Source organism: Streptomyces sp. P17 (assembly GCF_032436805.1).
Taxonomy (GTDB): Bacteria; Actinomycetota; Actinomycetes; order Streptomycetales; family Streptomycetaceae; genus Streptomyces.
Map to the genome: position 1 here is coordinate 15,221 of NZ_JAVRBF010000009.1, position 23,324 is coordinate 38,544.

The following is a 23,324-nucleotide window of genomic DNA, read 5'->3' on the forward strand; positions in this document are numbered from 1 at the left end:
TCCCATGAAGTTGCTGCGGAAGGTGTTCCGCCTTCCCCAAAAGGACAAGGCGGGGGGTGAAGAATTCGCCGACGCCCTCGCCAGCCGCACCCGACGGAAGGCCGGTGAACAGCCGGAAGCCGGCGCCCCCGAAGACGCCCCGGCCGTACGGACAGACGTGCCGGCGCGACGACCGGACACCTCGGCATGGACGGAGGAGGACGAAGGGTCGGGGAGCGTCGTCGCCCGCCGCACCGGACGGATCGCAGTGTGGGCCGTGATCGGCCTGTTCGCCTTCATCGGCGTGCGCAGCGTCATCGCCCCGCCGCAGCAGCCGACGACCGCGCCCAAGACCAACCCCCAGGCCGAGGCCGCCAAGGACGACGTGCCCGAGGCCGCCGCCCAGCAGGTAGCCGCCAGGTTCGCCCGCTCCTACCTGACATGGTCCAAGGACGACCCCGACTCCCGGGCGACGGAGCTCGCCCGGGACCTGCCCAAGGGCGCGGACACGAAGGCCGGCTGGGACGGCCAGGGCCTCCAACTCGTCGCGCAGACCATCCCTGGCGCAGTCACCCAGACCAGCGCGCACCAGGCCCGGGTCTCGGTCGACGTGCGGGTGTCCAACACCCAGGGCACCGGCTCCAAAGCCAAGACGGTCTCCTCGTGGGTCGGCCTGGAGGTTCCCGTCGCCGAGACGAGCGGACGCGTCATCGTCACAGGACAGCCCGCCCTGGTCGGCCTCGCACAACCGGTCACCTGGAAGGAACCGGGCGCACCCGACACCGACATCGAGCTGTCCGAGCGCACCCGCACGACCGTCGCGAACTTCTTCGAGGCCTGGGTCGACGGCACCGCCGACCAGTCGGCAGCCCCCGGAGCCAGGATCGCGCCGCTCGGCGGCGGCCTCACGTGGCACTCCCTGGACACCTGGGCTGTCGAGACCGGCTCCGGCTCACGGCGCACCGGACTTGCCACCGTCCGCTGGGAGCTGGCCGGCGCCGAACTGCAGCAGACCTACCGCGTGACCCTCACACAGGTCAGCGCCGACGGGGCGTCCCGCTGGCAGGTCTGGCAGGTGACGTCGCAGTGATCACGCCCTCACCTCCGGCCGCGCCGCGCCCCTACGAACCCCCACTCATACCCGCACGCCAAGGAGAGTCATGGGCACCAACCCGCTGACCTCGTACATCATCACCATCGTCTCGTCGCTGTTCGGCGCCGTACTTGTTGTGCAGGTCTTCCTGTATTTCACCAGGAGCCAGTGGGGCAAGTTCGGAACCTGCCTCGCCGGCGCCGCGGTCGCGGCGTTCTGCATCATCAAGACCGACCAGGCCATCGACATCCTCAGCGTGCTGGGGACGAAGATCGTCTCCATCTTCCCGGTGTGAGCGGCGGGATCGACGATGCGAGAATCCCGCACCTTCAGCCGCCACTGGGACCTGGAGACCCGGCAGCACGAACTGCTCGGCGTCGACCTCGGCGAGGGCATCCCCCGCACCACGCTGCGCTACGGGCTCGTGTGCTTCGGCACCTGGTGGACCCTCTGGCTCAGCCTGTTCGGCTTCCCTCCGCAGCCGGCCGTGCCGTTCTTCCTGCTGCCGCCGCTCGGCCTGACCTACGCCGGCGCCAAACGCTCCGTCGTCTACTGGCGGCGCACCAACCTCCTCGTGTGGAGCGTGCACCTTCAGTACCTGGTGCGCGGCGTCCATCCGGTCGTCGGCCGCGGCCGCATCCCCGTGCGTCGGCTCGGAATGCGGCTGCGGACGCGCCGGATCGGCGAGCGCCTGCCGCACCTGGTCCACATGCCCCTGTTCGGCGCGCTGTTCGCCGCCCGCGGCCCGGACCCGGCCCACACCGTCGGCAAGCCGGTGCTCATCCGGCCCCGGGTGCGGCTGTACGGACCGGACGCCGTGGCCCGCTCCCGCCGACGCCTGCGCCGCAAGCACCGCACGGCCGCCCCTCTGGAGAACTCACCATGACCGCCCAGACCCGCATGCCGATTGAGGCGATGCGCGACATGGTCCGCCTCACCGACCCGCACACCGTGCGCGCCCTGCGCAGCAGCGACCGCATCCTGCTCGGCCTGGCCGACGGCGACCGACCGGTCTACCTGCCCGACGCGCCGTCCAACGTGCTGGTCGCCACCGGCGGGGGAGGGGGCACGACCACCGTGCTCCGCTCCATCGCCGCGCAGGCTCTGCACCGCGGAGCGCACGTCGACATCGTCGACCTGGATGCCCGCCGCTCCTCCCACACCTGGGCGGCCTCGCTGGACAACACGGTCGTCTACAGCCGGATCGACGCCATCCACACCTTCCTCATCGAGATGCTCGACCGGCTGCGCCACGAGTACGCCGCCGACCCCGACGCCTGGCACCGGCGCCGCTTCATCGTCATCGAACACGCCGAGCGCCTCCTGGTTGGGCTACGCCAGCACTGGATGCTGACCCACCCCGACAGCCAGCTCGAAGAGGCACCCGGCGTCGAGGCGCTGGGAATGCTGCTGGCCGCCGGCCAGCACAACGGCATCCAGATCGCCGCCGGCAGCACCCGCGGCATCCCTCCCTACCTCGGCACCCAGGTCGGCGACGTGTTCGCCACCCGCGTCCTGGCCTACGGCGGACAGACCCTGTGGGCCCGGGTGGCCCCCGAGGTGTGGCCAGTACCCCCGTACTCCGTCATCCCCGGCCGGATGCACGCCGTCCAGGACGGCACCGCCACCCGCATGCAGGCCCTGCACCTTTCCGAGTCCGAGGCACGCGCCTGGGCGCGCGGCACCGTACCCAAGGAGTTCCGATGAGCAGCGCGACGAAGACGAAGACGGCGAAGAAGGGCGTCTCCCGCTTCGGCCGGCTCCTCGGACTCGGCGCCGAACGGTTCATGCCGGTGCCCCAACTGGTCGCCGTCGCCGACGGCCTGGTGGTGACCGCCACGGGCGCAGAGGCCTGGTTCGTCCTGTCCAGCGCCAACACTGACCTGATGCCCGAACCGGCGCAGGACGCCGAACAGGACGCGGCCGCGCTCGCCCTGGCCAAGGTGCTGCCCGGATACGACGCCCACCTGAAGGTCCTGTGGTCGCCATTGGACGGCGAGGTCTACCGGGCCGAAGCGCACGAGATGTTCACCGCCGGCGACGTGGAGGCCTTCGCCGACATGTGGGCACAGCGCCTGGACGGCCTGGACCTGCCACAGCGTCACCTCCTGCTCGGCATCAAGATCGCCGAGCGGGCCACCGCGACGAACGCGACCGTCAAGGACGCCACCTCCTCAGCGCTCGGCCTGCGCCACACCGGCCTGGCCGAAGGGGAACTCGCCCAGCTCGACGCCGCGGTGCGGCGACTGGAGCGCCGGCTGGAGGCCACGCCGTGGCGGGCGCGGATCGCGCCGGTCGAACTCCTGGCGTGGGCGATCTCCCGCGAGTCCTACCGTCCGCAGCCGGCCCCGCCCAAGCTCCCCGTCGTCACCGGCGCCTCCCTGGTCCGCCTGAGCCTGTCGAGGGCGATCCCCCACTCCGACCACCTCCAGCTCCTCGACGCCCGCGGCGAGACCGCGGCCTGGGTGGCGATGCTCGCCATGCCCGCCTTCCCGGAGGCGATTCACACCCCCGGCGAGCAGGAGTGGCTGCGCTGCCTGTCGGAGATCCGCTACACCCACGAATCCGGCGACGAGCTCCTGGTCTGCCCCGAGGCCAGCGTCCGGTTCACCGTCTGGCGCAAGGGCGCAGCGATCAAGGCCGTCGACAAGGTGCGGCAGTCGGCGAAAGAGCAGCGCCGCTCCGCCGCGGAGAACTCGGCCGGCGAAACCCTGGCCGAGACCGAGGAGACCGAGCTCGTCATGGAGGCCCTGCGCCAGCGGATGTCCCGCGACAGCATGACCCTCCTCGAGGACCACCCGCGGCTGCTGGTGGCCTCCGCCGAGTCGCTCGAGGACCTGCGCGCCCGGTGCGACGCGGTCATCTCGCACTATGCCGGCCTGTCGATCGACGTCATCGTCGCCGCCGACGAACAGCGCGAGATGTGGCTGGAGAGCCAGGTCGGCGACATGCTGCGGGTCGCCGACCTCGGGCACATCCGCGAGACCGACGCCCTCGCCGCGTCCATGTTCTGGGGCGGATCCGAAGCCGGTGACGACGAAGGCCCCATCGCCGGACTGCTCACCGGCACCACCCCGGGCGTGGTCCGCTTCGACATCACCGCCGGCAGTGCCCGCGGTGACGCCACGACCACCGCCTACCTGGGCCGCTCCGGGCGCGGCAAGACGACGGCGATGATGCTGGCCACCCTCACCGCCGCGATGCGCGGCGCCTACGCCCTGATGCTCGGCTTCAAGGGCGACGAGATCGGCCTCATCCGCGCCGGCGAATACCTCGGCCTGCCCTCCCACCACGTCACCTGCGGCATCGACACCCCGGGCGTCGCCGACCTGTTCCGCATGCTCCAGCGCGGCGAAGCGGCCCTGCAAGTCGTCTCCCAGATGCTGATCATGCTGCCCGAACGGATGCGCAACCAGGGCGTCGAGACGCATCTGCTGCGCGCGGTCAACGAGATCGCCGAGCACCACGACCCGGCCTCGTGGCGCGTGGTCGACCTGCTCAAGGACAGCGACAACGAGCTGGCCCGCGACGCCGGGCAGGCCCTCGCCGAGGTTGCCCGCACCCAGCTCGGAGCGCCGGTGCTCGGCAGGCCCCGCGACGGCGCCAGCCCGCTGCGGCCCGAGGCGGGCCTGTGGCTCGTCCAGGTCCCCGGCCTGACGATGCCGCAGGCCGGCACACGGCCGGCGGACATGACGATGAACGAGCGCGTCAGCCTGGCCCTGATGCGCGGGCTGATCGCCTACGCCCTCAACACCGCCTCCCGCGCCGACCTGCGCAACCTGCCCAAGGTGATCAGCGTGCCGGAGGTCCACGTCCTCACCGGCACCGACGACGGCAAACGCTTCCTCGACCTCGTCGCCCGCATGGGCCGCGCGCTGGACACCAGCCTGGCCATCGACAGCCAGGACCCCAACTCCTTGCTCGGCCTGGACGGCGTCCTGGAGGCCATCACCACGGTCTTCGGCTTCGAGCAGAGCACGCGGGTGCAGCAGGACGCGCTCGCCGAACTGCTGCGCCTGCCCGTCGGGGAGGCGAGCCGGGCGCTGATCCACGGCGTCGGCAAGACGGCCCACGGCGTCATCCGCCACGGCCACTGCATCGTGCGGGACCGCTTCGACCGGGTCGCCACCATGCAGTGGGACTCGCCCAGTTACGAACTCCTGCGGGCCCTGTCCACCAACCCCAAACACCAGGCAGAAGACGCCGAACGCGATCAAAGCGGACGCGAGGAAGGGGAGTTGGAGCCCGAGGACGAGGGGGCGGATCACCGCGCCGACTTCGTCAAGGCAGGATCGGAGGGTTGAGTGATCACCCCTATCCGATCGAGGAGAGCTCATGAACCCGCGTATCCGCCGCGCGTCCGCCGCCGCACTTGCTGCAGCCGTCCTGACCGCCCTGGCCGCCTGCTCCAACTCCGACTCCGACTCCGGCTCCGACAAGCCGCAGAAGAAGGGACCGAGCACCGAGCAACTGGTGTCGAAGGCCGCGCAGGACTACATGCACGCGTGGATGGCGGTCAAACCCGCCGACGCCAAGACGATGTGCGAGCTGTCGACGAAGGCCTCTCGCCCGAACTTCGACGAGGACGGCGGCACCCTCGCCGGCTGCGTCAAGGAGCGCAAGACCATCGGCGCCGAGGACACCGACACCACCCGCGCCCCGCTCGACATCAAGATCAGCAACGTGCAGGACGTCCCGGCGTCCGACACCCACCCGGCCGGCAAGGGTGCGCTGGCCACCATGCACCGGTCCGGCGAGGACCAATTCCGATACGCCGTACGCCTTGTGAAGGAGGGTGACAAGTGGCTCATCGAGCAGACGAGCGACGTTGGCGACCGCTTCGCGCACACCGCCGACCCCGTCGCACCGGTCCTGGCCGGGACGGACTGATACTCCGCGCGGCCCGCCGGATCCGCACGTACACATGGCGGCTGCCGCGGCTGCGCACCCTGCTCCTGTGGGGCGTCGGCCTGCTCACCACCTTCATGGTGACCGCGCCGGCCGCGGCCGCCGCCGACGGCAAGTACCACCCGGCCGGCATCGGCGATCTGATGCCGTCCCCACTCAAGCCGCCCGGAGGCCAGGGCACGCTCTTCGAGAGCTACCCGGCCAACACCTTCCAGCTGGACAAGCAGCTCAGCGACGACCTCACCGGCGGCGACCTGATCGACGGCAGCATGCACCAGATCGCCTCGCTCCTCATGGCGATCCTGACGATGATCGGCCGTGCCGCGATCACCATCATGCAGTGGACCTTCAAGGCGGTCTCCCTGCCCGAGATCGAGCCGGCCATCTCCCGCGCCATCGGCGCCGCCGCCCAGCCGATGGTCACGATGTTCCTGCCGGCCGCGCTCGCCGTGGGCATGTTCATCGCCTGGGCCCGGCGCTCCGACACCAGCATGCTCGGCCAACTCGTGTGGGTTGCCGCGTCCGCGGCCATCGCCACCACGCTGCTGACCTCGCCCCAGACCTGGGTCAAGGGTGTCGACGAGGCCCGGCAGGCCGGCTCGAACGTCGCCATGACCACCCTCTCCGGCGGCCTCGCCGGCGACACCTCCAACGCGCTGCCGTTCAAAACGCCCACCCCGACCTGGTCGGACAACGACCGCGACAACGCCGTCCGCAAGGCCTCCGACGCCGTGTGGCGCACCTACGTTGCCGTCCCGTGGTGCGTCGCGGATCTGGGATCCATCGAGGCCTGCAAGCGGTGGGGGCCCGACGTCGTCAAGCTCCGCGACGACATGGACAAGCGCGAGGACTACCTCGCGGAGAACATGAACAGCGACAACGCCGGGCACGAGGCCGTCCAATGGCGCCAGGGCCACACCCCCTCCGGCCGTCTCGGCGTGCTGCTCGCCGCCGTCATCACCGCCGTGATCTTCTGCGCACTGGTAATCATCCTCGCGGCGGCCACCCTCGCCAGCCTCCTCGGTGCGCTGATGCTCCTGGTGTGCGGCGTCGTATTCGCATGCCTGTGGTGCATCCCCGGCAAGCCGAGGCAGTGGGGCGTGGCCTGGGTCGAGGCGCTGGCCGGGACCGTGCTCACGTCGATGGTCGCGATGATGCTTCTCGGCAGCGTCATGATCCTCAACATGGCGATGATCAGCCTGCTGAACGTCTACGGCTGGCTCATCGTCTCCCTGCTCAACATCGCCACCGCCGGCACCGCCCTCAAGCTCAAGAGCCAGCTCGACGGGATCGTCTCCGGAGGCGGCGCCCAGCTGGCCGGCCGCGGTGTGCTGAGCACCCTCGGCAGCCTCGCGACCGCCCGGCGCCTGCGCTCGCTGCGCCCGAACAGCTCCGGCGGCGGCAGCGGCGGCCTGATCGGGGCGATGCGCCGCGGCGGAGGACGTGCCGGCAGCATCCTCGGCGGCATCGGATCAATGGGCGGCATCATCCGCGACCGCTGGGGCCGCGGCGGAGGGGGAGGGGGAGGGGGAGCAGCAGGCGGCGTCGGCAGCGACCCCGGCGAGAGCACCATCCGCGTCACCCGTGCCCGCACCTACCCCGAGCCGCCCAGCTTCCCCCGGCTGCCCGGAGGCTCCTACGGCGACCACGCCGCCACCCGGCCCGGCCTGCCCGGCGGGCCCGGAGGACCTCCCGGCCGAGGCCGCGGACCAGGACCTCGCCCGCTGCCCGGCGGTCCGGGGCAGCCCGCCGACGCAGCCGCCGCACGCGCAGCCCGGGCGGAAGCCGCCCGGCAACGGGGCTACGTTCCCGGCAGCGGCTACGCCGTCCGCCCCGGCCCGCCCGAGCGCACCGGCGTACCGCCGCACACACGGCAGAACAGCTCACAGCCCATCACCGGACAGATCGTCGACACGAACAACCCGGTCGGAGCCCGGTTCCGGGCCTACCCGCCCGCGCCCGCCCAGCGGTCCTCGAGCTCTCGGGCGCCCGCGCCTCCTGCCAGCCGCAGGCCGGCCATCCGCGGCGAGGTCGTGCGCCGGCCTCAACTGCCCCCGGGCCGCGGTAGTTCCTAGTCCGCCGTCCGGCTCCACCGGACCGTCCACCCCTTCTTCCCACGCGTGAGATCCCCGCGGTCCGGCCGCATTGCGGCCGGACCGCCCCGGGGCCATCTCGCCATGCCCGCGTGCCCGCACGCGGGCCGCCCACCCCGGAGTTCCCCATGTCCGACCGCGACCACGACGAGCTGCACAACCCGACACCGACCCCGAAGAAGAATGCCCCGCCCTCCCGCACCCCCGAAGGGTGGCGCGAGTTCCTGCGCGCCGACGAACTGCCCGACGAGATCGCCGATCTGCCCTTCCGTCAGCGGCGCCGCGTCCGCAGAGCCTGGCGATCGGCCCGCCGCGACGCCCGCGCCCGCTGGGTGAAGGCGGAACGCAGGAAGGTGCCCACGCCGCTGAGCGTGCCGATCATCCTGCTCGTCGTCGCGGGACTCGTCGCCGGCGCCTCCTGGCTGAACTCCCACGACGACCGCGACACCGTGCAGACCAAACCCCCGGCAACGTATTCGGCCACGCCAGCCCCGCAGGAGGACACCCCGTCCCCCGCTGCCTCGGCGAGCCGCACGGTCCGGCGCCCCGGCACCCCCGACGGCATCGCCAAGGCCTTCGTCCTCGCCTACACCACCCGGATGCCGCTGCAGGACGGCACCCACTCCGCGGCCGTCGAACGGGCAGCGCCGTACGCGTCCACCGCCCTGGCGGACAACCTCAACAAGCACGACGACATCGACTGGAACAAGCTCGTCGCCGCCCAGGCCACGTCCGCCACCCCCACCCAGGTGAGCATCAACCCGCCTGCTTCCAAGAAGGAGTTCGCCCCCGACACCCCCGTGCGGGTCTACCGGGATGCCACCGCACACATCGAAGTCAAGGGCACCGACAACTACACCTACACCCGCCACCTCACGCTCGAGGTCTCCCGCGCCGACGTCGGCCAGCCCTGGATGGTCACCCGCGTCGTCGGCCTGGAGGAGTAGCCGTGGACCAGGACGACCTCACCCAGATCGCGATGCGGGCGGCCGGCGTCGCGAAGAAGGGCCTGATGCTCAAGCTCGGCGCGGTCGCCGCCGTCCTCTTCTTCCTGGGCCTGCTCCTTCTGGGCGCCATGCCCATGGGCTCCAGCGCCGAGGCCTCCACCTGCGAGGACACAGGCCCGGGCACCGGCGCGGCCGCCCCCGACAGCAACAACAGCCCGCCCGCCCAGGGAAGCGTGCACAAGCAGCAGCTCACCAACGCGAAGGCCATCGCCAAGGCCTCCCAGAAACTTCCGGGCAGGGCGACGCTTATCGCCCTGATGACGGCCATGCAGGAGTCGTCGCTGATCAACCGGCCGGACGGTCACCTGGACTCGGTCGGTCTCTTCCAGCAGCGGCCCTCGATGGACTGGGGATCCAAGGCCCAGATCAGGGACCCCGCGTTCGCCACAGCGTCATTCCTGTACGGGCGCGGCACCAACAAGGGCCTCGTCGACGTCCCGAACTGGCAGACCAAGCCGCCCGGCGACGTCGCCCAGGCGGTCCAGGGCAGCGCCCACCCCGAGCTGTACGCCGGGCGTGAGTCCGAGGTCCGCGCGCTGGCCAAGGAGGCAGGCATCGACCTTTCCCGCGGCGGCACCGACTCCGGCTCGACCTCCGGTGGCACGGCGGACTCCGGCACCGCGTCCGGCGCCGAGCCCAGCCAGTGCGCAGACAGCGAGACGGGCACCTCCGGCAGCAGCGCGGGCGGCACCTTCACCGACGGCACGGCAACCTGGCAGCTGAGCAACCCCCGCTCCGTCAAGGACGCCATCGCTTGGGCCCGCCACCACTCCGGGCTCATGTCGACCAACGGCTGGTACCGCAGGTGCCTCGCCTTCGTGGCGAACGTCTACGGCTGGAATTTCAGCGGAGTCACCTACGCCATCGACCACTACAAGGTCGTGCCCGCCGACATGCGGCACGACGGCGACCGCACCCCGCCCCCGGGCGCCCTCATGTACTGGGACACCGGCCACCGGGCCGGCCACATCGCCGTCTACCTCGGCAACGGCGAGATCGTCAGCAACGACGTGAAACGCCCGGGCTACATCGACGTCGTCAAGGCCGACTTCATCGAAAAGAACTGGAAGGCCAAATACGTGGGTTGGACGCCGCCGTATTTCCCCAAGGCCGGGTGAAAGCGGACACGGAAGGTCCGGCGGCGAGGATTTCGCAAAATCTATCCACAGGGTATCCGTTCTACCTTTCCGGAGTCAGCGCATCGGAGCGCAGGCCGCGAAACAACGGTCGCGGCACCTGCCCAACGGCGCATTCCGCATGCGGATTTCATCGGGAGGACGACATGCAGACCACCAGCGACGGCATACCCGAAGCGGCGCAGGCCACCCCGCCCGCCTCCCGGCGGACCCGGTCCAACCTCATCGGGCGGGTGGCCGCCTCTACGGCCGTAGCCATCTTCGCGGCCGTCGGCACGACGATCGCGATCGCACCCACGGCTTCTGCCGTGGACTCGAAAGGATGCAATTCCGCCTGGTATTACTTCGACGGTCACATCAACACCAACGGCGTCAATCTGAGGAGCGGGCCGGGCACGTCGTACGCTTCCAAGGGCCTGCTGTCCAAGGGGACCCGCACCTACATGTACTGCTACCACAAGGCCTCAGGCGCCAAGATGTGGTCCTGGGAATACATCAAGGTCACCTCCGGCCCCAACAAGAACGTCAAGGGCTGGGTGCGGTCGAGCTACAACGACTGGTGGTAGACGCCAGCGCGACCTGCTGAGGGCAACGAGACCACAGACCCCTCTGCAGCCGCCAGCCCAGCGCCACGTCGGTGACGGCGCGGGCTCACCGGCTGCCCGGCACCGCCCGCCCCTCCCGCGGCGGCACCACCGATGACTCCCGGCCAGGCCCAACCCCCGAGCCTGGCCGGGGCCGGCCGAGCGCGCCGCCTGCATCCGGCGCCCGAGCCCCGGCCACCAGCGCGTGCGCTACGGGGCCCTCGGCCACGGGGGTGCCGCCGAGCCCCCGTCCTCGGCGGCACCCCGCCCCTCACTTCCGTACCGGCGTACGCCCGTCCGGCGCGCGCTGTCCCATCCACAGGAGTCCCTGTGACCACCACCGTGCCGGTCAGAGCACCGGACGTGCAGGCAGCGGGATACACGCGCTCATGGCCGGCGTCCATCTGGACCCTGCTGGTCGGCACGTTCACCGTGAGGGCCTTCGGCTTCACCTTCCCGTTCCTGCCCTATCACCTCACCAACCTCCACCTGGCCACGAGCTTGGTGGGCGTACTACTCGCGACGTTTGGGACCGGCTGGCTGGCAGGCTCGGTCCTGAGCGGCTGGCTCGCCGACCGCTGGGGCCGACGCGCCACCCTGGTCGCGACCATGCTGCTCGCCGCAGCCGTACTCCCGCCGCTCGCTCTCGCACACACCACACCGGCGCTCGTCACCACGTCCTTCCTGGCTGGCCTCGTGTACGACGCCCCACGGCCGGTCGTCACCGCGGCGATAGCCGACGCCTTCCCCGACGCCGCCGCGCGCGCCAAGGCCAACGGGTGGCGCAACTACGCGGTGAACGTCGGTGCTGCCTTCGCCGGCACCGTCGGCGGCCTGCTCGCGGCGCCCCTCGGGATCGGCGCGCTGATCTGCATCAATGCGGCCGTCTGCGGAGGGTTCGCACTGATCGCATGGCAACTGGTCGACTCCCGGAAGCCCGGACGCTCCTTTGCCTCACCGGGTGTGGCCGCCGCACTCAGCGACCCGCGCCTGTGGTGGCTGCTCGCCGCCAGCCTCGCCGCCCTCACCTGCACCGGCAGCCTGTTCTCCGCTCTGCCGCTGCTCATGGAAGGCGACGGCCTGTCGGCCGCGGACTACGGCTGGGCCCAGGCCGCGAACGCCGGCGTCGTCCTCGCGCTGTCGCCCGCGCTGAACGGCTGGCTAAGCCGCCGAGCCAGCCGTCCCCACGCGATGACCGGACTGTTCGCCCTCAGTTCCCTCGGCCTGGCCGTCACCGTAGGCTCCACCGGCTTCGTGTCCACCACCCTCGGCTACGCCACCGCGGCCGCCCTGGCCGTACCCGGCGAGATCGTGATCTTCGTGGCGGCTGCCGACATCCTCAACCGGATCGCGCCTCCCGCGGCCCAGGGAACCTACGCCGGCATCTGGGGAACCACCCTGGCCGGCGCCGTCATCGTCGCTCCAGCGCTCGCCACCTGGGCGCTCACTCACGGCGGCGACGCCCTGGTCGGCGCCTGCACCTTCAGCTCCGGGCTCCTCGGCGCCGCCCTGTGCTGGCCACTCGCCACCTCCGTACGACGTTCCCGCACCCCCAACGCGCCATGCCCTGCCGCGCCTTGGCGCACCCGCGGCCCTGCGCCCGCCACTTCCGTCACGCCCCGCACCCCGTGCTGATCTCCGAACCGAAGGACCCGGTCCCCCATGACCACCGGCACCACCACCGAACGCCCACCCGCCCTGAACGGCTACAGGCACCTGCTGACCGCGCCCCACATCCTGCGCCTGCTGACCGGAGCCGTCGTCGGACACCTCCCAGTCGCGATGGCACCGATCGCCTTGCTCCTGGTCGTGCGAGCCGACGGCGGAAGCGTCCGCCAGGCCGGTCTCCTTGCCGCCGCGTACGGCGTCAGCGCAGCCCTCGGACAGCCCTGGTGGGGCCGCATGCTGGACCGTCACGGCCCGATGCCGACTCTCCTCGGCACGGCCCTCGCCTCAACCGCCGCTTTCACCGTCCTTGCAGTCCTCGACACCGTCGACCATCCGTTGGCCGCCGCGCTGCTCGCCGTCACCGCGGGCGGGGCGACACCGCCGACCGAGGCAGCGCTCCGAGTCGTGTGGGGCGACGTGACCGCCTCCGATGCCCAACTCCGCGCCGCCCTCAGCCTCGACGCCTGCGCCCAGGAAGTCGTGTTCATCGTCGGTCCGCTCCTCGTCCTGGCCGTGGACGCCATTACGGAAGCGCAGGTGACCCTGGCCGCAGCTGCGGTCCTCGGCCTCGCCGGAACGGCCATTCTCGCCACCGCGGCACCCACCCGGCGCTGGCAGCCGGCCCCCGCGCGCCGCACTGACGTGCTCGGCCCCCTGCGAGCTCCGGGCACACGGACTCTGGCCATCGCGCTCCTCGGTGCCGGCGTCGCCCTGGGCGCGATCAACGTCGTGGCCCTGGCGCTCGCCGAGGAACACCGTGCGCCCGCCCTGTCCACCCTCATGCCCGCCGCCCTCGCGGTCGGCAGTCTCACCGGAGGCCTCGTCTACGGCAAACGCCGCTGGCCCGGCACGCCGTCCGCGCATCTGCGCGCAACCACCCTGGGACTTCTTGTCGGCCTCCTGCCGCTGCTGTTCCAGCCCTCGGCACCGGCAGCCGTAGTAGTGGCTGTCCTTCCCGGGTTGTTCCTCGCCCCGCTGCTGGTCAGCGTCTTCTCCAGCCTGGACGACCTGGCCCCGCACGGCACGCTCGGCGAGGCCTCGGCGTGGATGGTCGCGTGCCTGGGCCTTGGGCAGGCCGGTGGAACTGCGCTCGCAAGCTCGGCCGCCGGTCCGCTGCCGTCCATCTCCACCGCCCTGGCCGGTGCCGCCGCGGCCTGGGTCACCCTGGCCATGCGCCGGTCCTCCCTCACGCCCTTGACGCCGCACCCCTCACGCGTGATCCGCCGAGGGCCCCGCGAGACGGCGCCGCTGAGATAGGCGCATTCCGGACTCCCTGGCGCTTGCGGAAGCGCGAAATCTATCCACAGGCCAACCGGGTGATGATCGGGGCTCACCCGCTGACCGGTGACCAACTCCCCTTCGGCGCACGGCGGATGCCGACTCGCGAACGTGCCGCGCCGTCTCCCCTTTCTCCAACGTGTGAGGACGTCATGCACATCGCCCTGCCCCCACCGCTGCGTGGGACTGGCTGTTCTCGGGGTGCCGAGCCAGCTCACGCTCCTCGTCCCGCCCGAACGCTCACCCTGCGGGAGGCGAGATGACCGCCCTCGCCGCTGAGCGCTCCGCACCCCCGAGGACCGACCGTCGGCTGCTGACCGGAGCCTTCGCCGCCTTGGGCGTCGTGATGGCCGTGTGGGGCTCGAGGATGCCCGCGCTCCAGGCTGCCGCCCACCTGACGGCCGGCGAGCTCGCGGTCGTCCTGCTCGGTGCGGCGGTCGGCATGGTCGCCGGACTCCAGGTAGGCGGCCGGCTGGCCGATCGTCACGGTCCCTCACGACTGCTGGTCGGCCCCACGGTCATCTTCGGTGCCGTGCTCGTGGTACTCGGACAGTGCCGCACGCTGCCGTCGCTGGTTCTGGGAGCTGCGGTCTTCGGGCTCGCACACGGGCTTCTCGACGTCGGCGCCAACACCTGTGCGGTCCACGTCGAGCGGGCCTACCGCCGCAAGATCATGTCCTCGCTTCACTGCTCGTACTCGGTCGGGGCCCTCGGCGGAGCCGCGCTCGCGGCCACTACCACGTGGCTGCCGTACGACGTGCTGTTCACCACGGTCGGTGCCGTCACTGTCCTCGCCGCGCTCGCCACCGTGCCGGTCGTCCGCGCAGCACAGCATCTCGACGACACAACCGGGTCAGCTTGTACGGACGATGAGGCCGCACCGTCCTCGTCCCGCGCCACAGTTTGGCTGCTGGGCGCCCTCGCGGCCGGATGTCTCCTGGGCGAGGGTGCCGCAGTGGACTGGAGCGCGGTCCATCTGCACTCCCTGCACTCCGGCGAAGCCACCGCCGCGGCCGCGTACGCCCTCTACAGCGCGGCCATGGCCACGGGACGGCTCTTCGGCGACCGGCTGACCACCCGCTACGGCGCCACCACCGTGGTGCGAGGCGGAGCGGCCCTGGCTGCCGCCGGCCTCGGCGCCGGCCTGGCCATCGGCACCGTCCCGGCCGCCCTGCTCGGCTGGACAGCGCTCGGACTGGGCCTGTCCACCGCCGTCCCCTCCCTCATCTCCGCCGCCGGACGAGGAGGACCACGCGCCGTCGCCGCAGTAGCCGCGACCGGCTACCTCGGCCTGCTCACCGGCCCCGCCGCCATCGGGGCGCTCGCATCCCTGACCAGCGTGCCCGCCGCCCTGGCGCTGCCTGTCCTCCTGGCAGCAGCCGTCGCCCTCGCCGCCCACCGAGCCCTGGAGGCACGATGACCACCCACCCCGACACTGAGATTGACGCACTGATCCTCGACTACAACGGGGTCAAGGGCCTGCAGCCCACCGTCCCGATGTGGCACCAGCTCGCCGAGGTTGCCGACTGGCCCGACAGGGACATCCGCTCCTTTCAGGAAGCCTTCTGGGGCCCCCGGGACGCGTACGACGCCGGTCAGCTGAGCGACCTGGCCTACTGGGCGAAGGTCCTGGGCTACCACCCCGGCCCCCGGGCCCTGCGCTCCCTGCGCGCCGCCGACACCGAGATGTGGATCCGAACCGACGACCGCGTCCTGGACATCCTGTACCGCGCTCACCGGCCAGACCTGCCCATGGTCCTGTTGTCGAATGCTCCGCACTTTCTGAGCGACGCCCTCGACGCCACTGCCTGGCGCCGTGAGCTGATGACCGAGGCCCTGTACTCGGCCCGACTGGGCCTGTGCAAGCCCGACCCCGCCGCCTACCGCCACGCCCTGGCGGCCACTGGAGTCGCCGACCCTGGCCGCGTGCTGTTTGTCGACGATCGCGCAGACAACTGCGCGGCCGCCGTCCGATTGGGGCTGCGCACCCTCCACTACACCGGTGATCCGGACGACCTCGCCCGCCACCTCCCGTCGGGCTCGGCCGCGACCCTCGCACGCACCGTCGGCAGCACGTTGCTGGCCAGCTGACCCACAGCCTCCCGGCGCCGGCGACGAAATCTATCCACAGGCAATCCGGATGACGATTGATCACGGCACGCGGCACCGCCCCGCGAATAGGCCGAACCGACGCCTTCCCCTTTCTCCCTATCTATAGAGAGGCACCATCCTCATGCTCAGAACTCGATCGCGCCTCCTGCGCAGCGCTGCTGCGACTGCGGCGGTGGTGGCAGCGGCCGGCCTCTTCGCGGCTCCGGCCGCATCGGCTGCCGACGAGACCACGGCGAGCGCCTCGGACGCACCGCTGCTGGACATCTCCGCATCGGCCGAGGTCAGCGTCGGTGCAACGACCGATCCGACCACGGATCCGACCGACCCGGGCGACGGCACGGACCCGAGCACGGACCCGACGGACCCTGGCACGCCCACCGACCCTGGAACCGACCCGACCGACCCGGGTACCGACCCGTCGGACCCCGGTACGGACCCCACCGATCCCGGCACGCCGACGGATCCCGGGACCCCGACGGACCCGGGCACGCCCACCGATCCGGGGACGCCGACGGATCCCGGGACCCCGACGGACCCGGGCACGCCCACCGATCCCGGCACGCCGACGGACCCTGGTACGCCGACCGACCCTGGTACGCCGACGGACCCTGGTACCGACCCGTCGGACCCCGGTACGGACCCCACGACTCCAACGCCGACCCCGACGGACCCCAGCCAGGACGGTGGTGGATCCGGTGAGGGCTCGAACTCCGGCGGTGAAGGCAGCAGCAGCTCCGACAGCGGGTCCGCAAGCGGGGACGGAGAGGCGTCCCACAGTGACGACCGCACCTTGGCGAGCGAGCCCAACACCTACAAGCCCGCGGCCGACGCCTCGCTGGCGCACACCGGTGCCTCGGGCGACGGCACCTTGGCGCTGGCTGCCGGCGGACTGCTCGCGGTGGGCATTTCGGCCGTCGGAGCGGCCCGCTATACCCGCCGCAGCACCGGATCCGACGAGCAGCCCGATCCGCAGGGCTGACCCACAGACACGCCGGCGCACCACGTGTGCCGGTGGGGAGCCCGAGCAGCCGGCCCGGGCCATCCCGACCCCCGAACGAACACCTCACCCAGCGAAGGAACGTTCCTCATGCGACCTGCGCTCCGCAACGCCGTCATGACAACGACGGCCACCGCGGTCCTGCTCGGCGGCCTGGCCGCCGTTGCCACACCCGCATCCGCTGTCGGCTCGTCCGCCTGCACCCGCAACGACCGGAACCACTCCGTGTGGGGCCCCAACCTGGAGTGGCCGAACATCCGCACCGGCCCGGGCGTGGCCTACAAGTCCAAGGGCCACCTCGACTCGGCCGGCGAGTTCTGGGTCGAGTGCTCCGCCGTCAACAAGCACGGCAACCGCTGGTACTACGGCAAGTCCCTGTCCAGCGGCTCGTACGGCACGAAGGGCTGGGTCGCCGCCAGCTGGTTCTAGCACCACCGCGCGCCGCCATCGCGACGCGCCCCCAGACCGCTCCTCCGAGGAGCAATGCGGCCGAAGCACCGTGATCTGACCACGGCCAGCCCCATTCCGGGCCTCGGCGACGCCGGTGTCCCACACAGCGCCCAGCGCCTGCCCACTGACCTCTCGCTGAGGCACACCCGTACCCAACTGCACCCCATTTATGGAGGTTTGTGCATGTCTGCACGTCGTATAGCCGTGCTCGCGGCCACCGCGGCCGCCGTCGCCCTGCCGCTGCTGTCCGCCCCGGCGGCCACCGCGGCACCGACCACCGCCACCCCGGCGTCCACCTCGTGGTCCTGCCCCGACAAGCCGCCGCTGCCGTACAAGGTGCACGGGACCAACGCGGTGACCATCCGCTCGAAGGCCACCACCAACTCGACGGCCGTCGGGATCCTCTACAAGAGCCACAAGTTCACGGTGCACAAGACCACCCACCGCGCGAAGTGGCTCTACATCACCGACAAGAACACCGGCAAGAAGGGCTGGGTCTCCGGCAGGTACGTCTACCGCGACGTGCGCATGTGCCTGGACTGACGCGCCGCCTCTCCTCGATGCCCCGGGCCACCCGGCCCGGGGCACCCGGCCCGGCTTTCCCCCTCGCACCGCGCTTCCACTCCAGACCTCACGCCAGGTGATCTCTCATGCCGTTGTTCCCGCACCCCGGAGGCGTCCTGCGCCGTCCGACGCTCATGCGCGCGGCCGACGCACTGGCCACCGCCGTCACCACGTACGCCGTCCCGCTCCTGGTGCTGACGACCACCGGCTCCACCGCCCTAACGGGCGTCGCCTTCCTCCTGGAGTGGCTGCCCCGCCTCGCCGCGTTCACCATCGGCGGCCCTCTCGTCGACCGCTACCGCGCCGACACCGTCTTCCGCGCCGCCACCACCTGCCGAGGCCTGCTGCTTGCCGGCGCGGCCCTCACACTCCTGCTGCTCCCCGGCGGCAGCACCGCCGCCACGACCACGGTCATGGCCGTCGGCGCCCTGAGCGGCCTCCTCGCACAGGCCTCGTTCGTCGCCGTCGAGACCATCGGAGCCCAGGCCAGCCGGACCGCCGGTGCCCAGGCCCACCGCGTACAGTCCGTCCAGATCAGCATCGACCAAGGCGCCCTGCTCGTCGGCCCGTTGCTCGGCGGCCTGCTGCTCCTTGCCGGTCCCTCCACCCTCCTCGCCGCTGTTGCATTCCTCTCCATCAGCGCCGCGATCGTCACCGAACCCCTGCCGGGCCCCAACGTTCCCGTCAGCGGCCCGGAGGCACAGTCGGTCGTCGCCAGCCTGCGCACCGGCTGGCGGACCGTACGTACCATCCCCGCCCTCGGCTGGCTCGTCACCGGCCTGATCGCCAGCAATCTCGCCGTCGCCGTCGCCCAGGCCAGCGCGCCGATCACCGTGCTCCACACCTACGGCGCCTCCTCCCTCGCGGTAGGTGCCGTATGGAGCGCGGCCGGCGTCATCGCGCTGGGCGCCGTTGCGGCCAGCCGCCGCCTCATCGACCACCACGGCCTGTGGCCGGTCGGCGCCGCCGCGGCCGCCACCGCCTGCCTGGCCTGCTTCACCACCGCGCTCGCCCCCGGACTGAGCAGCTACGCCCTGACGATCGCCGTCCTGATGGCCGGTGAAGGCGCGCTCACCGTCGTCCTGCGCACCCTGCGCGCCCGGCTGATCCCGGCAGCCGTCTTCGGCGGCACCCTGAGCGTCACCATCGTCCTGATCGTCATCCCGATGCCCGTCGCCGGAGCCCTCGTCGCCGCACTGCCCGCCGACCGGCTCCCCGCCCTGCTGCTGGCCTGCTCCGCAGCCCAGGGACTCGCGATGGCGCTGGCCTTCCGCGGCCTGTGGCGCCACCGCGCCTCCTACACCGCGCCGCACACCCCTGCCGAACAGACGGCACCCACCAACCCCTCTCCCGCGGCCCTCGCGGCCAGCGACGCCGCCTGACCCAACACCGTGCCACCCCCAGGAGTTGCTCCATGTCCCAACCGATGCTGCTCGTCATCGGCTCCGCACCCGAGCTGATGCGCCGGTACATGCTGGAAGCCGCCGCCGCCGAGCATTCCGTACTCCTCATCGACGACCAGCCGCCCACCTGGCAACTGCCCTACGTCGTCGACTTCGAGACGACCGACCTCAACGACCCGGCACGCGTGATCGCGGCCGCCGAGTCCCTGGCCCGCCACTGGACCATCGCCGGCGTCCTGACCTTCAACGAGTACCTGCTCGTCACGACGGCGCGGGTCGCCGAACATCTCCAACTGCCCGGCAACACACCGACCGCCGTCGCCGCGGCCCGCGACAAGGCCACCAGCCGGCAGCTGTTCGCCGCCTCCGACGTCCCCTCGGCGGCCTCCACCTGGGTACACAGCTTCGACGCAGCCGCCTCCGCCGCCGAGCGCCTCGGCGGATACCCCGTCGTCCTCAAGCCCACCGCGCACGCCGGCAGCATCGGCGTCGTCCGCGTCGACAGCATCACCGACCTGCCCGCCCTCTGGAACATCGCCTCCGCCGGCGCCGCCCACCAGGGCCCCGAAGGCCAGGGCATCCTCCTGGAGGAGTTCCTCGACGGCCCGGAGGTATCCGTCGAAACCGTCACCGACAGCGGCGTCACCACCGCCGTCGCCGTCACCCGCAAGGCCGTCGGCTTCGAGCCGTTCTTCATGGAACAAGCCCACCTCGTCATCGCCGGTGACCCGCTACTCGACGACGTCGCTCCCGTCGCCGCAGCCGCCCTGCGGGCCGTGGGCATCACCCACGGCGTCTCCCACGTCGAGATGAAGCTCACGGCCTCCGGCCCCCGGCTCATCGAGGTCAACGCGCGCCTCGGCGGCGACCGCATCGGCCAACTCGTGCGCCACGCAACGGGCGTAGACCTCGCCGCAGCCGCCGCCGACCTCGCCATCGGCCGAACCCCGGACCTCACGCCCACCCACACCCGCAGCGCCGCGATCGGCATGATCTACCCGCCCGCCGACGGCACCGTGACCGGACTCGCCCTGCGCCCCCACCCGTTCGACGCCCATCACCTGCAAGAACTCCAGTGGCTGTGCGACGTGGGCGACCACGTCACCCTCAAGCCGTCGCCCAGCACGCCCAACAACATCCGAGCAGGCTTCGCCATCGTCGTCGGCGACACCCCCACCGACGTACGCCGCCACCTCAACAGCGTCCTGGACCGTGCCCAGGTCAAGGTCCGTCCCACGATGATCAGCGCCGCATGAGCCCCACCCCTGGCCGCCGCGCCGTGGCTGAGCGTCCGCCCGCCGAGCTCCAGGAGACCAAGGCCGTCGTCAGCGCCAGCCAGTGCGCGGCCGCCCTCCGGTACGCGAACCAGGCCCGAGGCCCCTGAACACGTCGAGGCGTCCGCCTCACGGCCCGGCACTCCGCCCGCCTCTGCATCTCGGAACTCCGGCTGTCACCGAAATCCGTCGAGCAAGCCGTCCCGAAAGGACACCGAACGCCATGACCGGCATACGCCGTCTCGCCACCGTCACCCTGTCCGCGTCCCTGCTCGCCGGGACCGCGGCTGCCCTCGCGCCGACCGCATCGGCCGCCACGTCGTCCACGTGCACCTACAACATCGCGGACCACAACGCCCAGGTCGACGGCGCCGGCGTCAACTACCGCACCGGCCCCTCCACCAGCTATCGCAGCAAGGGATTCCTGTACACCGGCGATGACCTGCGCGTCTACTGCGGCAAGGGCAACTGGTACTACACCAAGCTGACGCACCGCTCGAAGAGCGGCCTCGCCTCCGGCACCTACGGATGGATCCGCAGCGACATGCTGCTCTCTCTCGCCGGCTAACCGCGCCACCCCGTCTGTGGGATCCAGACCCCCTTGTCGGAATCCCCGCCGCGAAGCCGGCCGTGCCGAATACAGCAGCTGCTCTCGAATTCGCAGGCGAAGCACGCCTTGCCGAGCTCGCAGCAGTGCCGCGGACGAACTGGATGGCCCTACGCGGCACCCGCTCCCGCTCACCACCCATGTCAACGGCCCGGCCACACCACCTGCAGTCAGTAACCAAGCACCGAAAGGCCCACTATGCGCGCCCTCAAGCGCTCCACCTCTGCCGCCGTCGTCCTCACCGCGCTCGCCGGCACCGCCGCGCTGGCCACTGCCACCCCGGCCTCCGCAGCCAGCTACCAGTGCAGGACCAGCAGCCACACCGTCGATGACCCGACCTACAACGGGCCCGACTCCGACAACTGGGACCTGACCGTGACGCTCTGCGCCAAGAGGAGCGGCGGCTACATCTACACCACCGCCAAGGTCAACTGGGACGGCCCCTACACGGCAAAGAACCGCAGCACGCTCACCTTCAACAACGCCAAGTTCCAGCTCCAGACCAAGCACAGCGTCCGCGGCACGGACCCGGTCGTGAGGTCCGCCGCCTACACGGGCCTGGAGCACGCGCTCGAGCACAGCAGCGGGCACGGCAACGGCTCCTACGAAACAGGAACCACCGCGTACAAGGCCGGATCGGGCCGCTACCTCGCCGACGGCTACATCCAGCTGGACTGGAGCGGCGACGGCAAGGGCTACAGGTCACCGGTCCTGTTCACCGCATCCCCGACCGTGTAGGCGCCGACCCCGTCTCGCGCAACCACTCCTGACCCGCAACTCCTCTGATGGAAGGATCGTCATGCAAGCCCGCACCTCTGCGCGCCTGGCCGTCACGACCATGCTCGCCCTCTCGGTGGTCGCCGGCGTGACGGCAACCACCGCCTCGGCTGCTACTCCAGCAGTCGGCGCCAGTGCCTGCACCACGTCGGTGAAGCTCAACACCGACGTCAACACCACCGTCCGTTTCCGCACGGGGCCGGGGACCAAGTACCTCGCGACCGGGCAGCTCGCCAAGGGCACGAAGGTCTACTGGGCCTGCAACAAGGGATCCACCGGCAGCGCGAAGTCCTGGGGCCTCGTCAAGGTGAAGTCGGGCGCTCACAAGAACAAGATCGGCTGGGTGGCCAGGACGTACATCAACACGCCGATGCAGTTCTGACCCGGCAACCCCCGGCACCTGCTCTCGGAGCCGCGTCGGCTCCGACGCGGCTCCGAGAGCCCCGGTCTGCCTTTGCACAACCGGACGCGCGACTCAGCCGACTTCTGCAGCGCCTGTCCCGCAACCGCTGCAATCCCGGCCCCTCCTCGATACACACCCTCAGCACGCACCGGTCGCCCCGCATCTGAACGCAGGCGACCACCACCCAAGGGAGCACTCCATGTCCGTCCCCCGCCTCGTCACACGCACCCTGCCCGCCGTCCTCGGGGGCGCGCTCGCAGCTGCGGCGTTTGCCACCACACCTGCCTCCGCAAGCTCAGGCTGGTGGACGTCGCCGGGCGGGCGCGCCGAGGGCTACTACAACAGCTTCAACGGCCACGTCTATGCAAACGATCTCAAGCGGGACGGGTACAGCGCGATCACTCAGGTCCGCACCAACCGCAACGGCTACTTCGTCGCCGACGTCACGGACAAGTGGGCCAACGGCCGCGGAAGTTGGAAGACGCCGACCCTCTACTCGGGCGTGGTTTTCAAGATGCGGGTCTGCGTGGTCAAGAGCGGTCACAAGCCGACTAAGTGCTCAGCCTGGCACCAGTTTGAGAAGTGATTTCCTCCCGCCTCGGGGATGGCAGAAGCCGTCCCCGAGGCTGCCCCGGCCTCCACATGCGCGCCCGACCGTTGCTCCACCTCGTCTCGTGAAAGGTGCTTCCACCGTGAGCGCACTCACTCCTGCTGCGGCCTGGCTCACCCAGCGTCTTACCCAGCACGCCCCTCAACTGGGCGTTTTCCTCCCAGCGGGTTTCCCCTCCACGAGTGACGACAGCGCCGCACTACGCCTGTTCGCCGACCGCGGCGCCGGCGTTCTCGAGGTCGGCATCCCGTTCCACTTTTCCGAACGCCACGGTGCCCGGATCGTGGGTGACCTGCGATGACGTCTGGCGTACATGTACGCGACGCGGTCGCTGGTCTCGACGGGCAGTCAGAGAGGGCGCCGGACTCCTACCTCTGTTCC

General features: G+C 71.2%; 25 protein-coding genes. All 25 read left to right on the forward strand.

Going from position 1 to position 23,324, the window contains the following annotated elements; all coding sequences use genetic code 11:
• Positions 1-4: 4 nt before the first annotated feature.
• The 25 genes from RMT89_RS07670 (at position 5) to RMT89_RS07790 (ending at position 23,244) form a co-directional block, all read left to right on the forward strand.
• Entirely contained in the window at positions 5-1,069 is a 1,065-nt protein-coding gene (locus tag RMT89_RS07670) for a conjugal transfer protein (RefSeq protein WP_007496755.1), read from the forward strand.
• 70 nt (positions 1,070-1,139) lie between these two features.
• Positions 1,140-1,367 carry a hypothetical protein gene (locus RMT89_RS07675; RefSeq protein WP_007496754.1) on the forward strand — a complete coding sequence of 76 codons (228 nt, stop codon included), beginning with the start codon at positions 1,140-1,142 and terminating at the stop codon, positions 1,365-1,367.
• A gap of 15 nt (positions 1,368-1,382) precedes the next feature.
• Entirely contained in the window at positions 1,383-1,958 is a 576-nt protein-coding gene (locus tag RMT89_RS07680; protein ID WP_007496753.1) for a hypothetical protein, read from the forward strand.
• Positions 1,955-2,779, forward strand: coding sequence for a hypothetical protein (locus RMT89_RS07685; RefSeq protein WP_007496751.1), 825 nt, complete (start codon positions 1,955-1,957; stop codon positions 2,777-2,779). Before RMT89_RS07680 ends, RMT89_RS07685 begins: the two co-directional genes overlap by 4 nt.
• Complete coding sequence (locus RMT89_RS07690; protein ID WP_007496749.1) at positions 2,776-5,376, forward strand: ATP-binding protein; 2,601 nt, start codon at positions 2,776-2,778, stop codon at positions 5,374-5,376. The genes RMT89_RS07685 and RMT89_RS07690 overlap by 4 nt, the downstream gene beginning before the upstream one ends.
• Before the next feature lie 31 nt (positions 5,377-5,407).
• Entirely contained in the window at positions 5,408-5,962 is a 555-nt protein-coding gene (locus RMT89_RS07695) for a hypothetical protein (protein WP_007496747.1), read from the forward strand.
• Positions 5,875-8,055, forward strand: coding sequence for a hypothetical protein (locus tag RMT89_RS07700; protein WP_315883158.1), 2,181 nt, complete (start codon positions 5,875-5,877; stop codon positions 8,053-8,055). The genes RMT89_RS07695 and RMT89_RS07700 overlap by 88 nt, the downstream gene beginning before the upstream one ends.
• Before the next feature lie 146 nt (positions 8,056-8,201).
• Positions 8,202-9,020, forward strand: a complete 819-nt coding sequence (locus tag RMT89_RS07705) for a hypothetical protein (protein ID WP_007496743.1) — start codon at positions 8,202-8,204, stop codon at positions 9,018-9,020.
• A gap of 2 nt (positions 9,021-9,022) precedes the next feature.
• Positions 9,023-10,198 carry a hypothetical protein gene (locus tag RMT89_RS07710; RefSeq protein WP_007496741.1) on the forward strand — a complete coding sequence of 392 codons (1,176 nt, stop codon included), beginning with the start codon at positions 9,023-9,025 and terminating at the stop codon, positions 10,196-10,198.
• Positions 10,199-10,362: 164 nt separating this feature from the next.
• Positions 10,363-10,782: an SH3 domain-containing protein gene (locus RMT89_RS07715; RefSeq protein ID WP_007496740.1), complete on the forward strand. Its 420-nt coding sequence runs from the start codon at positions 10,363-10,365 to the stop codon at positions 10,780-10,782.
• A gap of 348 nt (positions 10,783-11,130) precedes the next feature.
• Positions 11,131-12,435 carry an MFS transporter gene (locus tag RMT89_RS07720; protein ID WP_007496738.1) on the forward strand — a complete coding sequence of 435 codons (1,305 nt, stop codon included), beginning with the start codon at positions 11,131-11,133 and terminating at the stop codon, positions 12,433-12,435.
• Between the two features lie 27 nt (positions 12,436-12,462).
• Complete coding sequence (locus RMT89_RS07725) at positions 12,463-13,725, forward strand: MFS transporter (RefSeq protein ID WP_007496736.1); 1,263 nt, start codon at positions 12,463-12,465, stop codon at positions 13,723-13,725.
• A gap of 280 nt (positions 13,726-14,005) precedes the next feature.
• Positions 14,006-15,166, forward strand: a complete 1,161-nt coding sequence (locus RMT89_RS07730; RefSeq protein WP_007496734.1) for an MFS transporter — start codon at positions 14,006-14,008, stop codon at positions 15,164-15,166.
• Positions 15,163-15,837 (forward strand): HAD-IA family hydrolase, encoded by a 675-nt coding sequence (locus tag RMT89_RS07735; protein ID WP_007496732.1) that lies wholly within the window; start codon positions 15,163-15,165, stop codon positions 15,835-15,837. The genes RMT89_RS07730 and RMT89_RS07735 overlap by 4 nt, the downstream gene beginning before the upstream one ends.
• A gap of 196 nt (positions 15,838-16,033) precedes the next feature.
• Positions 16,034-16,837, forward strand: coding sequence for a hypothetical protein (locus tag RMT89_RS07740; RefSeq protein ID WP_007496729.1), 804 nt, complete (start codon positions 16,034-16,036; stop codon positions 16,835-16,837).
• A 108-nt stretch (positions 16,838-16,945) separates the two neighbouring features.
• On the forward strand, positions 16,946-17,284 hold the full coding sequence (locus tag RMT89_RS07745) for a hypothetical protein (protein ID WP_007496727.1): 339 nt from the start codon (positions 16,946-16,948) through the stop codon (positions 17,282-17,284).
• A gap of 204 nt (positions 17,285-17,488) precedes the next feature.
• Positions 17,489-17,848, forward strand: coding sequence for an SH3 domain-containing protein (locus RMT89_RS07750; protein ID WP_050815082.1), 360 nt, complete (start codon positions 17,489-17,491; stop codon positions 17,846-17,848).
• Positions 17,849-17,955: 107 nt separating this feature from the next.
• A complete protein-coding gene (locus RMT89_RS07755; protein WP_043731325.1) occupies positions 17,956-19,251 on the forward strand; it encodes an MFS transporter in 1,296 nt (431 codons plus the stop codon).
• A 32-nt stretch (positions 19,252-19,283) separates the two neighbouring features.
• Complete coding sequence (locus RMT89_RS07760; protein ID WP_007496721.1) at positions 19,284-20,528, forward strand: ATP-grasp domain-containing protein; 1,245 nt, start codon at positions 19,284-19,286, stop codon at positions 20,526-20,528.
• Positions 20,525-20,656 carry a hypothetical protein gene (locus RMT89_RS07765; protein ID WP_279627024.1) on the forward strand — a complete coding sequence of 44 codons (132 nt, stop codon included), beginning with the start codon at positions 20,525-20,527 and terminating at the stop codon, positions 20,654-20,656. Before RMT89_RS07760 ends, RMT89_RS07765 begins: the two co-directional genes overlap by 4 nt.
• A gap of 113 nt (positions 20,657-20,769) precedes the next feature.
• Positions 20,770-21,114 carry an SH3 domain-containing protein gene (locus RMT89_RS07770; protein ID WP_007496719.1) on the forward strand — a complete coding sequence of 115 codons (345 nt, stop codon included), beginning with the start codon at positions 20,770-20,772 and terminating at the stop codon, positions 21,112-21,114.
• A 237-nt stretch (positions 21,115-21,351) separates the two neighbouring features.
• Positions 21,352-21,891, forward strand: coding sequence for a hypothetical protein (locus RMT89_RS07775; RefSeq protein ID WP_007496718.1), 540 nt, complete (start codon positions 21,352-21,354; stop codon positions 21,889-21,891).
• Positions 21,892-21,952: 61 nt separating this feature from the next.
• Positions 21,953-22,312 carry an SH3 domain-containing protein gene (locus tag RMT89_RS07780; protein ID WP_007496716.1) on the forward strand — a complete coding sequence of 120 codons (360 nt, stop codon included), beginning with the start codon at positions 21,953-21,955 and terminating at the stop codon, positions 22,310-22,312.
• 220 nt (positions 22,313-22,532) lie between these two features.
• Positions 22,533-22,919 carry a hypothetical protein gene (locus RMT89_RS07785; protein ID WP_007496713.1) on the forward strand — a complete coding sequence of 129 codons (387 nt, stop codon included), beginning with the start codon at positions 22,533-22,535 and terminating at the stop codon, positions 22,917-22,919.
• A 106-nt stretch (positions 22,920-23,025) separates the two neighbouring features.
• Positions 23,026-23,244, forward strand: coding sequence for a hypothetical protein (locus RMT89_RS07790; protein ID WP_315883159.1), 219 nt, complete (start codon positions 23,026-23,028; stop codon positions 23,242-23,244).
• The last annotated feature ends 80 nt before the right edge of the window (positions 23,245-23,324 follow it).

Coding starts and splice junctions, on each gene's coding strand:
- RMT89_RS07705 (WP_007496743.1), top strand. CDS start 8,202: ATGTCCGACCGCGACCACGACGAGCTGCACAACCCGACACCGACCCCG.
- RMT89_RS07675 (WP_007496754.1), top strand. CDS start 1,140: ATGGGCACCAACCCGCTGACCTCGTACATCATCACCATCGTCTCGTCG.
- RMT89_RS07785 (WP_007496713.1), top strand. CDS start 22,533: ATGTCCGTCCCCCGCCTCGTCACACGCACCCTGCCCGCCGTCCTCGGG.
- RMT89_RS07750 (WP_050815082.1), top strand. CDS start 17,489: ATGTCTGCACGTCGTATAGCCGTGCTCGCGGCCACCGCGGCCGCCGTC.
- RMT89_RS07780 (WP_007496716.1), top strand. CDS start 21,953: ATGCAAGCCCGCACCTCTGCGCGCCTGGCCGTCACGACCATGCTCGCC.
- RMT89_RS07760 (WP_007496721.1), top strand. CDS start 19,284: ATGTCCCAACCGATGCTGCTCGTCATCGGCTCCGCACCCGAGCTGATG.
- RMT89_RS07685 (WP_007496751.1), top strand. CDS start 1,955: ATGACCGCCCAGACCCGCATGCCGATTGAGGCGATGCGCGACATGGTC.
- RMT89_RS07765 (WP_279627024.1), top strand. CDS start 20,525: ATGAGCCCCACCCCTGGCCGCCGCGCCGTGGCTGAGCGTCCGCCCGCC.
- RMT89_RS07690 (WP_007496749.1), top strand. CDS start 2,776: ATGAGCAGCGCGACGAAGACGAAGACGGCGAAGAAGGGCGTCTCCCGC.
- RMT89_RS07745 (WP_007496727.1), top strand. CDS start 16,946: ATGCGACCTGCGCTCCGCAACGCCGTCATGACAACGACGGCCACCGCG.
- RMT89_RS07735 (WP_007496732.1), top strand. CDS start 15,163: ATGACCACCCACCCCGACACTGAGATTGACGCACTGATCCTCGACTAC.
- RMT89_RS07730 (WP_007496734.1), top strand. CDS start 14,006: ATGACCGCCCTCGCCGCTGAGCGCTCCGCACCCCCGAGGACCGACCGT.
- RMT89_RS07725 (WP_007496736.1), top strand. CDS start 12,463: ATGACCACCGGCACCACCACCGAACGCCCACCCGCCCTGAACGGCTAC.
- RMT89_RS07755 (WP_043731325.1), top strand. CDS start 17,956: ATGCCGTTGTTCCCGCACCCCGGAGGCGTCCTGCGCCGTCCGACGCTC.
- RMT89_RS07715 (WP_007496740.1), top strand. CDS start 10,363: ATGCAGACCACCAGCGACGGCATACCCGAAGCGGCGCAGGCCACCCCG.
- RMT89_RS07770 (WP_007496719.1), top strand. CDS start 20,770: ATGACCGGCATACGCCGTCTCGCCACCGTCACCCTGTCCGCGTCCCTG.
- RMT89_RS07680 (WP_007496753.1), top strand. CDS start 1,383: ATGCGAGAATCCCGCACCTTCAGCCGCCACTGGGACCTGGAGACCCGG.
- RMT89_RS07670 (WP_007496755.1), top strand. CDS start 5: ATGAAGTTGCTGCGGAAGGTGTTCCGCCTTCCCCAAAAGGACAAGGCG.
- RMT89_RS07775 (WP_007496718.1), top strand. CDS start 21,352: ATGCGCGCCCTCAAGCGCTCCACCTCTGCCGCCGTCGTCCTCACCGCG.
- RMT89_RS07695 (WP_007496747.1), top strand. CDS start 5,408: ATGAACCCGCGTATCCGCCGCGCGTCCGCCGCCGCACTTGCTGCAGCC.